Source organism: Pseudomonas onubensis, assembly GCF_965653655.1.
Taxonomy (GTDB): Bacteria; Pseudomonadota; Gammaproteobacteria; order Pseudomonadales; family Pseudomonadaceae; genus Aquipseudomonas.
Map to the genome: position 1 here is coordinate 1 of NZ_CBFHAZ010000010.1, position 14,148 is coordinate 14,148.

Annotated in this window: 12 protein-coding genes; 3 read left to right on the forward strand and 9 right to left on the reverse strand. The window is 61.1% G+C overall.

Annotated elements, in window-relative coordinates; translation table 11 throughout:
- The first annotated feature begins 256 nt into the window (after positions 1 to 256).
- Positions 257 to 1,093, forward strand: a complete 837-nt coding sequence (locus tag ACTD9P_RS05430; RefSeq protein WP_438866961.1) for an HAD family acid phosphatase — start codon at positions 257 to 259, stop codon at positions 1,091 to 1,093.
- A gap of 15 nt (positions 1,094 to 1,108) precedes the next feature.
- On the opposite strand, the gene ACTD9P_RS05435 is transcribed toward ACTD9P_RS05430, so the two are convergent.
- A complete protein-coding gene (locus tag ACTD9P_RS05435; protein WP_438866962.1) occupies positions 1,109 to 1,597 on the reverse strand; it encodes an Hcp family type VI secretion system effector in 489 nt (162 codons plus the stop codon).
- Between the two features lie 185 nt (positions 1,598 to 1,782).
- Between ACTD9P_RS05435 and ssp4 the strand changes: the two genes are divergently transcribed.
- Together ssp4 and ACTD9P_RS05445 are read left to right on the forward strand one after the other, a co-directional pair.
- A complete protein-coding gene (gene ssp4 / locus ACTD9P_RS05440) occupies positions 1,783 to 2,697 on the forward strand; it encodes an Ssp4 family T6SS effector (RefSeq protein WP_438866963.1) in 915 nt (304 codons plus the stop codon).
- Positions 2,694 to 3,200 (forward strand): hypothetical protein, encoded by a 507-nt coding sequence (locus tag ACTD9P_RS05445; RefSeq protein WP_438866964.1) that lies wholly within the window; start codon positions 2,694 to 2,696, stop codon positions 3,198 to 3,200. Before ssp4 ends, ACTD9P_RS05445 begins: the two co-directional genes overlap by 4 nt.
- Before the next feature lie 32 nt (positions 3,201 to 3,232).
- On the opposite strand, the gene ACTD9P_RS05450 is transcribed toward ACTD9P_RS05445, so the two are convergent.
- From ACTD9P_RS05450 to ACTD9P_RS05485, 8 genes are all read right to left on the reverse strand, one after another.
- Positions 3,233 to 4,417, reverse strand: coding sequence for an EAL domain-containing response regulator (locus tag ACTD9P_RS05450; RefSeq protein WP_438866965.1), 1,185 nt, complete (start codon positions 4,415 to 4,417; stop codon positions 3,233 to 3,235).
- A 159-nt stretch (positions 4,418 to 4,576) separates the two neighbouring features.
- The gene (locus ACTD9P_RS05455) at positions 4,577 to 6,727 is read right to left on the reverse strand and encodes a phosphocholine-specific phospholipase C (protein ID WP_438866966.1); all 2,151 of its coding nucleotides are present in this window, start codon (positions 6,725 to 6,727) and stop codon (positions 4,577 to 4,579) included.
- Between the two features lie 146 nt (positions 6,728 to 6,873).
- Entirely contained in the window at positions 6,874 to 7,296 is a 423-nt protein-coding gene (locus ACTD9P_RS05460) for a RidA family protein (protein WP_438866967.1), read from the reverse strand.
- 11 nt (positions 7,297 to 7,307) lie between these two features.
- Positions 7,308 to 8,891, reverse strand: a complete 1,584-nt coding sequence (locus ACTD9P_RS05465; protein ID WP_438866968.1) for a flavin monoamine oxidase family protein — start codon at positions 8,889 to 8,891, stop codon at positions 7,308 to 7,310.
- A gap of 10 nt (positions 8,892 to 8,901) precedes the next feature.
- On the reverse strand, positions 8,902 to 9,825 hold the full coding sequence (locus ACTD9P_RS05470) for an ABC transporter substrate-binding protein (protein WP_056861290.1): 924 nt from the start codon (positions 9,823 to 9,825) through the stop codon (positions 8,902 to 8,904).
- 18 nt (positions 9,826 to 9,843) lie between these two features.
- Positions 9,844 to 10,617, reverse strand: coding sequence for an amino acid ABC transporter ATP-binding protein (locus ACTD9P_RS05475; RefSeq protein WP_438866969.1), 774 nt, complete (start codon positions 10,615 to 10,617; stop codon positions 9,844 to 9,846).
- The gene (locus ACTD9P_RS05480) at positions 10,610 to 11,575 is read right to left on the reverse strand and encodes an amino acid ABC transporter permease (RefSeq protein ID WP_438866970.1); all 966 of its coding nucleotides are present in this window, start codon (positions 11,573 to 11,575) and stop codon (positions 10,610 to 10,612) included. Before ACTD9P_RS05480 ends, ACTD9P_RS05475 begins: the two co-directional genes overlap by 8 nt.
- Positions 11,576 to 11,600: 25 nt before the next feature.
- Positions 11,601 to 13,994: a TonB-dependent receptor plug domain-containing protein gene (locus tag ACTD9P_RS05485; RefSeq protein ID WP_438866971.1), complete on the reverse strand. Its 2,394-nt coding sequence runs from the start codon at positions 13,992 to 13,994 to the stop codon at positions 11,601 to 11,603.
- Positions 13,995 to 14,148 lie beyond the last annotated feature (154 nt).

The following is a 14,148-nucleotide window of genomic DNA, read 5'->3' on the forward strand; positions in this document are numbered from 1 at the left end:
ATGCGGTGTGTCAGTCAATTCATCTGTCACTGACCCACCGCATTCGCGAGCAAGCCCGCTCCCACATTCGACCGCGTGCAGTCTTGACGATGAGGTCTGCTTCGATCCGGCCCTTACATTCTTTTCGATGACGAAGTCAGCGGTCTTTTGATCTGCTCTTTTGAGCTTGATCTGAAATCGCCCCCACAGTCGGGATTGATGTATAGCCTGATTAGGCTAAGGTGCTGGCCACACGCTTCCACCGCCGAGACATCCCATGCGCCACCTGATTTTCGCCAGCATCTGCCTGCTCACCACCGCCCTGACCGGCTGCCAGCAGACCCCGCCGGCCAACGACCAACTCGACGCCGTGCTCTGGACCCAGACCTCCATCGAACACGAGTTGATCTACCGCCAGCTGTTCGCCAACGCCACCCGCCAACTCGACGTGGCCCTGGCCGATCCGACCTGGGATGCCCTGCCCTTTCCACCTCGCAATCTGAACGGCTTGCCTCCAGCGGTGGTGGTTGATATCGACGAAACCCTGCTGGATAACGTGCCGCTGAACGCTCGCGACATCATCAACAACCAGGTCTACTCCTATGACCGCTGGAACACCTGGGTCAACCAGGCCAAGGCCCAGGCATTGCCGGGCGCAGTGGCTTTCCTGCAGGCCGCTAAGCAAAAGGGCATCAAGGTTTACTACCTCACTAACCGCGAACACAGCCAGGTCGCGGCCACGGTCGCCAACCTGCGCCTGCGCGGGTTTCCGGTGAGCGGCGACGAAAAAGTCCTGGCGGCCAGTACGCCAATCGGCCATTGCGAAAGTGCCGGCTACGGCAAGACGTGTCGCCGTCAGTGGGTCGCCAGCCATGCACGCGTGTTGCTGATGGCCGGGGACTCGCTGGGTGATTTCGTGCAGGCCGAACACAATACCCTCGCCGCCCAACGCAAGGCGGTGGAACCCTATGTGAGCTGGCTGGGGCAGCGCTGGTTCCTGCTGCCGAACCCGAGTTACGGCAATTGGTACAGCGCGCCGTATGGGGATGATGAGAAGTTGCCGTTTGAACAAAAACGCAGGTTCAAACAGCAGGCATTGCAGTTGGAAGAATAAAAGGCTGGCTGGGGCTCAGGCTTTGATGTTCTGCCGAATGTTCCAGCCAAACTTCACCGGCCCGCCGTCCTTGGCGCCGTCGGCTTTCTGCGGCTGGTAGCTGACGTCGACGGTGGCAAAGTTGAGGGCAAAGCTGTCATACACGACGTCGGTGCTGCTTTCAGCGTTCGTGCTGTAGGACACCACCATGACTTCCTTGAGGGTCATCACCAGATACTCCACCGGGCTGGCACCGCCGGCCTTGCGTAGCACCAACCTGGCCTCGGGGTAATGCTTGCCGCTGGCGCAGGCCATCATCAGGTTGGGACTGGATTTATCCAGTGGTTTAGTCAGGTTCAGGTTGGCAATATTGACCTTGCCCGCACCGCCGCCCGTACCGCTGTGCATCGAACCCGACTGCGACATGCCCCACGCCCATTGGGTGATGTCGATTTCGTCGCGATGGGCCTGGTCCCTTGATTCACCCTTGATATCACCCAGCTTCAAAAACATATCGACTGCCATGTTTGCTCCCTGCCTTGGTATGCGTCGGTAGTGACGTGGAGCGCACTTTTCCTCAGCCGCAGCGGTGCGCGCAAGACGCAGAAGACAGTTACAGACGCACCCGACGTGAAATGGCGAACCTTCCGACATTCAGCGGTACCTCCTCATCTTTACGCTCTCGCCTCACGCAAAAACAGGAGTTAAGGATGACGGCTTCCCTGCTCAGAGATGGATTCCCTTCGGCCCACCGCACCACGCGTCAGCGGATTGAAAGCAGCATCGATCTGCGTAAGTTGTTCTTTGCCATTGACAGCGACCCGGCACTGATTGGCGCGGGGGCGGTGTATATCGATGACATGTTTAACGTGGTGGTATTGCGCGAGTTTCAGGCAATTTGCAGTGTGCGGCCGATCAAGGTCGTGCTGCGTGAGGCGCCGAAGTATGTGGGGCCGGTGGAGTTCAAGCGGATGTTGGAGCATGAGCCTCGCGAGTCCCGTTTGGTGGCTGAGGCACTAAACACGACGATCACTTGTGCGGGGGCGTTGTTGAGTTGGGCTGTGGTTACGAGTGGTGTGATGTTGATGCCATTTACGGCGGGGACGAGTGCGGTGATCACGGTTATCGGCCAGGCTGCAGCGGCAGCGGGTACGGTTCAGTGTATCGCCGGCGCTCTGCGAATTGCGTCAGAAGCTGCATTCCCCGAGTTTAATGACTATTTAGATAGCGAACCCTGGTATCAAGACGCGACGGCAGTACTGGATGGTGTAGCGCTACTGGGCGTTGCAACTTCGATGTTGGTCACAGTGAAAGCCATCATTACAACTACGCGGGTAACCGGAAAATCCATCCGCCAGGTGCTCAAAGGCCTGACTCGGCAAGAGCGGGCAAAGCTGAACGATGAGTTGCTCAAGATCCGTGACCCAAGGTTAACGAGCAGACTGCTTAAGTTGGAAAAAGCTAACGGTAAACTTTCCAAACGTGTCAGCGCTGCGGCAATGCAGCATGCAACCGCTACCCACATCATGGATGCATTGGCTGCATCGCTCAGCTTTACCAGCAGTGCAACCAACGGAAATCTCAAGACGTTGGCAGTCGGCGTCTACGAGGAGGTCAACCCATGAGCGAAAAGGGCGAAGAAAAAAACGCGTATTACTCAGCTGTTTTCATTGAAAACCCTTGGAAAATCATCAAACGGTACACGCCGGTAATCAGTGCCGACCTTCTCGTCGCATGCGCCTCGATAGCATTGACGGCTACCCTGACAATGCTTACTTACCTTTCGTCATACCCCATAAGCTTTGCGACCAAGACATTTTTTTTCAGCGCGACCGGGCTTGGCGCTGTATATGCCATTGCCAAATACCAAGTGCTGTACGGCCGCATACACTGGGTCTGGCTAAACGTCGCGATATACCTCATATGTCTGCTGGTATCACTTCCCGCCATCGCGTACCGCCCCAACGTCCACCTCTACTCCATGACCCTCATCGGCTCACTGACCGGCCTGCTGATCCTCAACAGCAACCGCTGCCGCGAACTGCGCCACAAGATGGTCGAAATCCGCCACAAGCGCGAAGACATTATCGCCACCCTGAAAAAACAAGGCCGCTGGAAATGGTGGTGAGCCACCTGCCACCTGCATTCGCCCAACACCCATCAAGCCACGTTCTGCAACCGCCACAACAGCTGTTCGCCACTCATCGCCGGCGCATACACATAACCCTGGCCCACCCTGCAGCCCATCGCCAGCAATTGCCGCTGCTGCTCCTGGGTTTCGATGCCTTCCACCACCACGGTCATGCCCAGGCTGTCGCCCAGCGCCAGGGTGCTGTGGATCACCGCGCGGCAACGTGGTTCGGTGGTCATGCCGCGCACAAACTCGGCATCCAGCTTGATCTCGTTGAATGGCAGCTGACACAGGCGCTGCAAGGATGAAAACCCGGCACCGAAATCATCCAGGGACAGGTTGCAACCGAGCATGCGCAAACGCATCAGGCACGCCAGGCTGCTCGCCGAGGCTTCCAGCATGCCGCTTTCGGTCAGCTCGAACGTCACGCTGGAGCGCGGTGCCTTGAACGGTGCCATGACGTCTTTGATCTTCAAACTCAACCCGCCCTGAGCCAGCTGCTGAGCGTGCAGGTTGAACGCCAGGTTCAAGGTCATGCCGCTTGCTCTGACGTGTTGTTGCAGGGTCAAGGCCTGGTGCATCTGTGCAAACAACAATTCATCGAGCCGCCCGCAACGCTCCAGCACCGGCATGAAGGCCATTGCGGGTAACAGACCGTAAAGCGGGTGCTGCCAGCGGCTCAACACTTCCACACCGGTCATCTCGTTGGTCCACAGACTGAATTTGGGTTGGTAGTACGCGTGTAACTGGCCGGCAGCGAGCGCTTCGCACACCTGCGTCGGAGTAAATAATGGCAGTGCCGGTGAAACCTCAGGCGCGATCTCCCCATCACGCAGATGGCGACGCAATAACCCTTCAAGCTGATTGAGCGTTGTGGGCTTATCGACATGCCCCAGTAAACGCACGCCGAGCAAGCGGGTAAACTGTTGCAGGGCCTGGTTGATTCCGGGCGGCTGGTGGCCGCTGACAATCACGCCCTGCAGCCACCCTCGTTGGGCGGCGTGTTGCACGAACTCCAGACCATCCATGCCGGTCATGGACAAGTCGCACAGCACGACATCCACCCCGCCCACGCTTTCCAGAAGGGCCAAGGCTTCAATGGCATGCGTCGCCTCGATCACCGCGTGCCCCAACCATTTGAACTGGCTCACGACGACGGCGCGCGCAGAGGCGTGTTCCTCAAGGATCAGGACGCGTAAAGGCTGGCTCGTCATTAGCGTGGGCTCGTTGGCGGTGGAGCCAACGATTGTCTAAAACTGCCCGGAAAAAGAGCGGATGTTTAATCCTTTATGAACGTAGGATATTTCTCAAAATACCTGCAACAGGCCAAAGGCAGCGGATCGGCTTAACGCTATCCGCCGCCTCAGGGTCTGCTACACCGGCTTGCCCATCAACGGATCGCTGATGCTATGCGCCCCCGTCTCAACCCGTCCCGCTACGCGACGCACCCAGCCATGCTCATTGCGCACGGTGAAGTCATACCAGCCACCGCTCGGCTGGCGGGAGAACGTGCGCTGCTGCGAGCTGTGGCCAGCAATCTCCAGCAGCCATGGCCCTTGATGGGTATAAGGGCAGCGCTTGATCGTCACCGAGACCGGATGCTTGCTGGGGTTGATCACCGTCAGCAGCACGCTGTCACCTTGATAAGCCAAGGACAGTTCGGGTTCGCGGCGTTGCAAGTCACCCTTGAATGACCGGTGAAAACCGTTCGGCCCCAAGAGCCACAGGTCATAGCTGCCAGCGACTGGCCAGGTGTCACTGAGGTGCTTTTCAGCGCCCACGGTGTAGCGCCGTGGGATGTCTTCCAGGTGCAGTCGGTCGTAAACGTGGAAGACCGCGCCCTGGTCGCCATGGTTAAAGAAGTTCAGCGTCAGCTCAGCGGCGCGACGATCAACCGCGCCCTCCACATTCAACTGGTAAGGCAATGCACGGGAGGGCCGAGCCATGCGCGCCTGATGCGGCGCCTGCTGCCGGCCCTCTGCGGGCACCGCGACCTGGGCCAGTTGCTCTTGGCGCTGGCGCAGCAAATCCGCGGCCTGGCGAGTGGTGTCGTGCAATGGCGGCAACAGTTCGCTGTTGGGATTGACGAAGTTGAACGCTGAGGTGAGGTCGCCACAGACGGCGCGACGCCAGGCACTGATATTGGGTTCACGCACCTGGAAGCGTTGTTCCAGAAATTGCAGCACCGAGGTGTGATCAAACGCTTGGGAGTTGACCCAGCCGCCACGGCTCCAGGGCGATAGCACCAGCATCGGCACCCGTGGGCCAGGCCCGTAGACGCCACCGTCCGGCGCAGGCTGTTGCGTGGTGCCAGGCGGCGCCGGATGGGTGAAGATTTCGCTCTCGAACTTCACCGTGGACTTACCGGCAAAGCTGCCATCGGCACGCTTGGACGGCGCTGATGGTGAGGGAACATGGTCGAAGAACCCGTCGTTTTCATCGTAATTGACCAGCAGTACAGTCTTGCTCCAAACCTGCGGGTTTTCGGTCAGCGACTTGAGAATCTCTTGAGTGAACCAGCCGCCCTGCACCGGGCTGGAAGGCCCAGGATGTTCGGAGTAGTTGGCCGGCGCAACCAGCCAGCTCACCTGGGGCAGACGCCCGTGTTTGATGTCATCGCGAAAGCCCTGGATGATCGCTTCCAGGTCACTGCCGTTGGCGGACGGCAGTGTATTGCCGTTGCCTTTGTACAAAGGCACGCGGGCGTTGAGTTGATCGCTGTAAGGCACAAAGGCCTTGAAGTCTTTCGGCGGTTCCGCCGGGTTACCGGCCGCGACACTGGCGGCGCGGTACTGACGAAAACCCGCCAGCGGGTTGTCGCCAAAGTTATCCGGCAAAAACTGATAGACCTTCCAACTCACGCCCGCTTCTTCCAGGCGCTCGGGGTAGGTTTTCCAGGTGTAACCCACGCTCACCGCGCCAGGGCCGTCCCATTCGTTGACCACCGCAGCCACGTTGGCGCCGGTCGGGCCGTTGGTGCCGGTCCAATGGAACAGCCGGTTCGGGTTGGTGCCGGCGTGCACCGAACAATGGTAGGCATCGCACAGGGTAAAGGTGTTGGCCAGCGCAAACTGGAAGGGCAATTCCTGCTCGCGGTAATAGCCCATGGAGGTGTTGGTCTTGTAGGTCGGCCAGGCACTCATGCGGCCGCTGCCCCAGGCGGCGTGTTCGTCAACCCAGGAGTGCGGCGTGCCGTCCACGCGCTGGGCATTGCCGCGTGAACTGTCCAAGTGGTACGGCAACACGCGGCGCCCCTTGCCCTGTTGCTCCCAGACCTTGCGCCCACCCGACAGCGGAATGGTGAAGCGGTCGCTGAAACCGCGCACACCGGGCAAGGTGCCGAAGTAGTGGTCGAACGCGCGGTTTTCCTGCATCAGGATAACCACGTGTTCCACATCCATGATCGTGCCGGTACGGTTGTTGGCAGGGATCGCCAAGGCCTGGCGGATGGAGTCGGGCAGCAGCGTGTAGGCGGAGCCGATGGCGGCGGCCTTCAGCAGGGTACGGCGGGTGAGAGTTGGCATGGCACTATTCGATCCCTGGGGTGCTTGAGATAAAAACGCTCAAGACAAGGTAGAGACTGCAAGCGACAAAAAAGTGACATCACTTTACTGAGTGATTGGGGGCTCTGTTCACAGTTCATCGACTGACCGTGAACAGAGTATCGGGGTTACGCCGTTCGCGCCGCAATCGCCTCCACTTCCACCAACGCCCCCGGCAACGGTAATGCCACCACCTGCAACGCCGTGCGCGCAGGCTTGTTCGGCTGCTCGAGTGTGGCGAAGAACTGCGTGTAACCGCGCTGCAATCCGGCGAAATCCAGCTTGCCATCGGTCTCTTCGGCACCCACCAGAAACACGCGCAATTGCACGATATCGCCCAGGTCCAGGTCTTGCTGCTGGAGGATCTTGCGCAGTTTGTTGAACACCGACACCGTCTGCACTTCAGTATTACCGTAATCCCCAGGCACGTTCGGGTCGACCAGGTCGGGCAAGGTGCCGCTGACGAAAATCAGGCTGGCCGAGGCCGGTACGGTGACGGTTTGCGAGATTGGAAAATCGCCGACGCTGGTGCGTTGAATACTGTCGCTCATGGTAGTGCTCCTCAGGAGGCGGCGAGTGCCGCACTCTGCTGCTGTTGGGTAATGCGCTCGGCCAGCTGCGCGACCACATGCCGCGCCGAGTTGGCTGCCGACTCCTGCCAGATGCCCACACCGCTTTGCACCAGGCCGTCGCCGGCGAAGTACACGCGGCCGTGGGCCTGTTCCAGCAAGGCACCGGCGTCGGCTGGGAAGTGTTCGCGTTGCAGCCAGGGGCCTTCGCTGTAGGGGATCTGTTCCCAGGACACCGCCAGCGGGTGGCGCAGGTGTTTTGAATAACCCGGATGCAGCAGTTCCACGGCTTCTTTGGACGTGGCGTACTGCTGGTCGAATGGCTTGGCACCAAATACGTCGGCGCCCTCCCCGGTCACGTAACCGGCCACCAGCAAACCGTCGCGGGTGTTGAGGTCGTTGCTGGGGTACCACAGCAGGCGCGCCGGGTGTTCGATCCACGACAGGCCGCCAAAGGTGCGGTACTCGGTTTCCCAGAAGCGCGGCGATTGCCACGCCACTTTGGTCGCCTGATCACTGCGGGTACTGAGCAAGGCGGCTTTGACCGGGTCGCTGAAGTCGGTGTCGAGTTTGGCCAGCAGCGGCAACGGCAAGGTCGAGACCAGGTAATCGGCACGCACCACTTGTTCACGACCGCTGAACTGGTCGTGGTAGGTCACCGCCACGCCGTCTTCAAGCTGGCGGATCTGCCGCACCTGGGCGCCCAGTTGCACATGGTCGCGCACGCGTTGGTAGAAGGCGTCGGTGATGCGGTCCATGCCGCCGACGGGTTGGAACATGGTGGCGGAAAATTCCGGGAATTCGGTGTGCAATAACGCGCCCCACAACTCCGGATGCAGCAGCCGGTCCAGCGCCAGCGGGCTAAGGCTGGCGGGCAAGGCGCCGGGGTGGGCAGGCGACTCCAGGTGACCGGAGCGCAAGCTGCCCTCAAAGGCCAGTTCCTGCGACAGATCGCCATACACCTGCAAAAACGCCAGCAAGCGCGTGCGCTCTTCACTGTTCAACACATCATCGAGGGCATCGCGCTGCACGGCTTTGGCCAGCAAGCCGGACAGGTGCCCGCGGGTGTCATTGATCGCCTGGCCAACGGTAAACGCCGGCTGTTGCAGGTCGGGCCGCACCTGGGCGCCGTGGCTGCTGTTGACCAACACTTCCAGTGGCACACCCAGTTCGCTGCAATAGTCGAGAATCGTGCGGTGCTGGCTCGGAATCCTGGCGGGGCCGGCGTTGAAATACTGGCCTTTATCGAACGCTACGGTTTGCGTACGGCCATCCTTGTAGTCCACGTGGTCACCATTGCGCAGGGTCCAGGTGCGCCCGCCCACGCGGTTGCGGGCCTCCAATACTTGCACGCTGAACCCGGCGCGGCTCAGTTCCAGCGCCGTCACCAACCCGGCAATCCCGGCGCCCAGCACCAGTACACGAGTGCCCTGCCCCAGACCAGGCTTGAGTTTCAGCGGTTGCGGGCGGCGATGTGACGACGGCCCCAAACCCAATACCGCCAATGCATCCTTGACGGCCTTTTCACCGCCTACAGCGGCGATGCTCGACAGCGCTTCACGGCGTGTCAGTCCCATGTCGATGCTCCTAGTCCGGCAGGCCCGGTGGGTTGATCAGCGACGTGTCGACGCGCTCGATGTCCAGGCCCCAACGTTGCAGCACCTGCTCGTACTGGCCGCCGGCAATCGCGCCTTGCAGGGCGGTGTGAATCGGTTGGATCAGGCCGTTGTCCTTGCGGGTGGTCACGGCGATATCGGCCTTCAACGGCCAGCCGCCGTTCACCGTGCCCACCAGCTTGATGCCACCGGTAACCGCCGCCGAATAGGCATACACCGAGTTAGGCCCGAACAACGCATCGCTGCGACCGGATTGCACCGCCAGTTGCGCGGCGGCCTGGTCGTCGATGTATTGCAGGAGCGCAGGCTTGATACCGGCTTTTTCATTGGCCTCGTTCCAGGCCAGCAGAACCTTTTCCTGGTTGGTCCCCGAGCCGACGATGATCTTCAGCCCGGCAATGTCGGCGGCCTGTTTGATCTCGGTGATCTTGTTGGTGCTCTTGACGTAAAAGCCGAGCACATCCTGGCGATAGGTGGCGAAGTCAAAACGCTTCTTGCGCGCCTCAGTCACGGTGACGTTACTGATTACCGCGTCGTACTTGCCGGAGCTGACGCCCAGCGGCCAGTCTTCCCAACTGGTCTGCACCACATTAAGTTGCAGGCCGAGGCTGTCGGCCACCAACTGCGCGGTGTCGGCCTCGCTGCCGATGGTGGTCTTGTCGTCATTGGCCAGCAGCGCCAACGGCGGCCCGGCCACGCCGGACACCGCCACGGTGAATTTGCCGGGCTGGGCAAACTTGAAGCCCGGCGGGATCTGCGCAATCGCTGCTTCATTGCGCGGTACATGGATGCGCACGCGGTCGGGGCTGAAATCCACCTGTTGCACGGCGAACGCGGTTTGCGCAGCACCGACGGCAAGCGTCAGCAAGGCCACGCGGGCAGTATTGATGAACATGGGCAGTCACTCCTTGAACTAAAGCACCTTGCCCAGAAAGGCCACGGTGCGGGGATGTCGGGGTTGGCGAAACATCTGTTCGGGCGGGCCTTCTTCGATCAGTTGACCGTCACACAGGAACACCACGTGGTCGGCCACTTCGCGGGCAAAACCGATTTCGTGGGTGACGATCACCAGGGTCACGCCCAGTTGGGTCAGGCCCTTGATCACGTCGAGCACTTCGCCCACCAGCTCCGGGTCGAGGGCTGAGGTGGGTTCATCGAACAGCAGCACTTTGGGGTCCAGCGCCAGGGCGCGGGCGATGGCCACACGCTGTTGCTGGCCGCCGGAAAGCTGGCGTGGGTAGGCGTCGACTTTGTCGGCCAGGCCGACCTTGGCCAGCAGCTCGCAGGCCCAGGCCTGCGCCTCGGACTTGCTCCAGCGCTTGTGCGCCAGCGGTGCCTCGGCGACGTTTTCCCAGGCGGTGAGGTGCGGGAACAGGTTGAAGTTCTGGAACACAAAACCCACGTCGATGCGGCGCTTGAGAATCTCGCGTTCTTTCAATTCGTAGAGCAGGTCACCCTTGCGCCGGTAGCCGACGTATTCACCGTCGATGGTGATGTGCCCGCTGTCGATTTTTTCCAGGTGATTGATGGTGCGCAGCAAGGTGGATTTGCCCGAGCCGGATGGCCCGAGAATCACCGTGACTTTGCCGGGGTCGATGGTCAGGTCGATGTCTTTCAACACCTGCTGGTTGCCAAAGCGCTTGCCCACGCCCTGGATCTGAATGCGCCCGGCGCGTGCTTCAGCCATGGGTTTTCTCCTTGAGCCAGCCGCGCAGGCGTTGCAGCGGCGTGGGCGGCAAAACCCGCGCCGTACCGCGCGCAAAGTGGCGCTCGACGTAATACTGGGCGCTGGTCAGCACCGTGGTGATGATCAGGTACCACACGGTCGCCACCACCAGCAGCGGGATCACCGCCTGGGTGCGGTTGTAGATGACCTGCACGGTGTAGAACAGCTCCGGCAGAGCCAGCACGTAGACGATGGACGTGCCCTTGACCAGGCCGATGATTTCGTTGAACCCCGACGGCAAAATGGAGCGCAGTGCCTGGGGCAGGATGATGCGAAAAATCCGTCGTGAAGCCGGCAAACCGAGGGCCGCCGCCGCTTCATGCTGGCCGGCGTCCACGCCAATCAAACCGCCGCGAATGATCTCCGCCGCGTAGGCGGCCTGCATCAGGCTCAGGCCCAACACCGCCACGGTGAATTGGCTGAGCACATCCACGGTCGACCACTCGGCGAACACCACGCTGGTGAACGGTACGCCGAGCACGATGTGGTCATACAGGTAGGCAAAGTTGTAGAGGATGATCAGCACCAGCAGCGCCGGCATCGAGCGGAAAAACCAGATATAGCCCCAGGCCAACGCCGCCAGCAGTGGCGAGCCCGACAGCCGTGCCAGCGCCAATGCCGTACCGAAGAGCATGCTGAACACGGTGCTGAGCAACGTCAGCAGCAGCGTCTGGCCGAGGCCGCGCAGCACCGAGGTAGAAAAGAACCACTGGCCGAACACGCCCCACTCCCAACGCGGGTTGGTGGCCAGGGAATGTACGATGGCGAGCAGCACCAGCGCGGCGAAGATCGACCCGGCCCAGCGCCACGGGTGGCGGGCGGGCACCACTTGCAGCGCCTTGATGGGCGTTGCGACGCGGCGCTGGCGAACCGGGCTGACCTCGTCGATCAGGTCGTAGGATTTAGCGACAATGGGCATGTTCTATTCCTCGCGGGTTGCGGCCTTAGAAGGCGTAAGTCAGCCGGGTGTAGTAGTACCCGCCGGTAAAACCGTAGGGCGAATAAGTGCCGTAGCTGGCGAGCATGGTGCTGCTCGGCACGCCTTGTTTCTTGGGGTAAAGGTCGAACAGGTTCTTGGCGCCGACGGCGATGTTGAGGGCTTTGGTGAGGTTGTAGCCAAGGTCGAGGTCGGTGATCCAGCGGGCGTTGTAAACCCGGTCCAGGTCGCGATTGGCCGAGGAGTTGACCTCTTTGTAGGCGCCGTAGCGGGTCAGGGCCAGGTTGAGATTGAAGCGCTCGATGCTCCAGTCGCCGCCGAGGATGAGTTTGGTCTTGGGCTGCACATCGGTGATCAGGCCACGGGCCTGGCGGTCCATCAGGTCATAGGGCGTGCCGAGGATGTCGGTGGAGGCCTTGTAGTTGAGGATCCTGGTCTGGTTCCAGTTGAACGCGGCGGTCCACTTCAAGGCGCCGAACTGGCCGAGGTCCTGGTTGTAGTTGCTGACCAGATCCACGCCCTTGGTGCGGGTGTCGGCGCCGTTGATAAAGTACTGGCCGCCGGAGGTGGAGTTGATGCCGTTGCTTTGCAGTACCTGGGTGACTTCGGGGCCGAGCAAGGTGCCGGTCAGGGTGATGCGGTCGCGCAGGTTGATCACGTAGGCGTCGGCGGTGAAGTTGAGGCGGTCGGTGGGCGTGAGGGTGAAACCCAGGCTGAAGTTGGTCGAGCGCTCGGGCTTCAATTCCTGGGCGCCAAGGGCCTTGGCTGCTGCCGAACCCACCGGCAATACGCCGTAGTTGATCGACTGATACACGCCGTCGACCACGCCATAGGTGGTGGAGCGCGCACTGAACAGGCTGTTGGCCAGGGACGGCGCGCGAAAGCCATTGCTGACGGTGGCACGCACGGCAAATTGCGGGGTGAAATCGTAGCGCGTGGTCAGCTTGCCGCTGCGGGTGGCGCCGACGCCTTCGTTGTAATGCTCGTAGCGAAAGGCGGTGCCGATGTACCAGTCCGGCAGCGGGTTGAAGCCCACATCGACGTAACTGGCGAGGCTGTTGCGCGAGGCGCTGCTTTCTTCATCCGGCGAAATGCCGTTGGTGACTTGCGCCCCGGATGACGCGCAGTTGCCCGGCGCCACGCAGTAGCCGCCATTGGCATAGGACGCGTAGTCACCGGCCTGCACCTCATAGGTGTCGCGCCGATGTTCGAAACCGTAGGACAGGTCCAACGGTTTTTGCAGGCCCACATCAAAGCCACGCTTGAAGTCGAGGTTGGTGGTCAGCTCGGTGGAGATCCAGGTGCCGGAGGTGAAGCTGTTGGGCGTGTACTCGCCCAGCGACGGGTTCTGGTTATGGGTGGTGCCCTGCTCCGCCTCGTTGCGCCCGTAGGTGGTGGACAAGTCCCAGTCCCACGCGCCGACGGTGCCTTTGCCGCCGAACGCGGCCTGAAAATCGTCTTCGTCGATGTACCAGGTCGGCGTGTAACCAGCCGGGTAGCCATTCGGCCCGGTGGTGATGGTATTGGTGATGGTCGGCAGGCGGTAGTTCTGCCCCTGCTCGGCCTTGCGTCGCGAATAAGTGGTGAAGGAATACAGGCTCAGGCTGTCATCAATCGGCAGTTCGGCGTTGTAGCCCAGGGTCAGCAGGTTGGTCTTGGGCGTGCCGTAACCGCCGTAGGTCGATCTGCCGGCCTGGTTGTAGGCTTGCTCATAGGTGTAGCCGTTGGCGCTGGCTTTGTTGTCGTCATTCTGGCTGCGCGCATCCAGGGCCAATTGCACGACGCCGCCGTTGCCGATTTCAAAACCCTTGTTGAGGCTTTGTTGCACGGTTTGCTTCTTGCCGTCGTAGCCTTGGCCGACGTTGGTGACGGCGGTGCCGCTGGTATCGGCCTTGAGGATCACATTGATGACCCCGGCGATGGCATCCGAGCCGTACTGGGCGGCGGCGCCGTCGCGCAGCACTTCCACGTGGTCGATAGCGCTGATGGGGATCAAATCCAGGTCGGCCGGCGCCGCGCCGGTGTTGATGCCATTGATGTTCAGCGTGGCGCTGGTGTGGCGGCGTTTGCCATTGACCAGCACCAGCACTTCGGCAGCACTCAAGCCGCGCAGGTTGGGGGCACGGGCAATGCCGCTGGCGTCCCAACCGGTTTTTTCCGGCAGGGTCAGCGACGGGATCACCGCGCTCAAGGCTTCCATCAAGCCGGGCTTGCCGGTGCTTTGCAGCTGCTTGGCGCTGACCACATCAATCGGCACCGGGCTGCTGGTGACGGTGCGCTGCTCGGCGCCACGGTTTCCGGTGACCACCACGGTGGACAAGGTGCTGTCGTCCTGGGCCTGAACTGCGCTGGCCAATAGGGCCAGCGTCATAACGGCGGTGGGTTGCAAGACTTGCTTCATAGCCACTCCATACATTCCGAATCGCGAAGTCGGGCAGTCGCGCGGGCGGGCGCGGTGCTCGTTTTTCAGGGTGTAGCTGCGATGGGGAACTAGGTGTGGAGCGAGCGAGGGCTTTGAATCGGCAACATACGTTGAACTCCCTTCCAACGATTCT

Coding starts and splice junctions, on each gene's coding strand:
- ACTD9P_RS05445 (WP_438866964.1), top strand. CDS start 2,694: ATGAGCGAAAAGGGCGAAGAAAAAAACGCGTATTACTCAGCTGTTTTC.
- ACTD9P_RS05480 (WP_438866970.1), bottom strand. CDS start 11,575: ATGCCCATTGTCGCTAAATCCTACGACCTGATCGACGAGGTCAGCCCG.
- ACTD9P_RS05465 (WP_438866968.1), bottom strand. CDS start 8,891: ATGGGACTGACACGCCGTGAAGCGCTGTCGAGCATCGCCGCTGTAGGC.
- ssp4 (WP_438866963.1), top strand. CDS start 1,783: ATGACGGCTTCCCTGCTCAGAGATGGATTCCCTTCGGCCCACCGCACC.
- ACTD9P_RS05455 (WP_438866966.1), bottom strand. CDS start 6,727: ATGCCAACTCTCACCCGCCGTACCCTGCTGAAGGCCGCCGCCATCGGC.
- ACTD9P_RS05435 (WP_438866962.1), bottom strand. CDS start 1,597: ATGGCAGTCGATATGTTTTTGAAGCTGGGTGATATCAAGGGTGAATCA.
- ACTD9P_RS05460 (WP_438866967.1), bottom strand. CDS start 7,296: ATGAGCGACAGTATTCAACGCACCAGCGTCGGCGATTTTCCAATCTCG.
- ACTD9P_RS05485 (WP_438866971.1), bottom strand. CDS start 13,994: ATGAAGCAAGTCTTGCAACCCACCGCCGTTATGACGCTGGCCCTATTG.
- ACTD9P_RS05430 (WP_438866961.1), top strand. CDS start 257: ATGCGCCACCTGATTTTCGCCAGCATCTGCCTGCTCACCACCGCCCTG.
- ACTD9P_RS05470 (WP_056861290.1), bottom strand. CDS start 9,825: ATGTTCATCAATACTGCCCGCGTGGCCTTGCTGACGCTTGCCGTCGGT.
- ACTD9P_RS05475 (WP_438866969.1), bottom strand. CDS start 10,617: ATGGCTGAAGCACGCGCCGGGCGCATTCAGATCCAGGGCGTGGGCAAG.
- ACTD9P_RS05450 (WP_438866965.1), bottom strand. CDS start 4,417: ATGACGAGCCAGCCTTTACGCGTCCTGATCCTTGAGGAACACGCCTCT.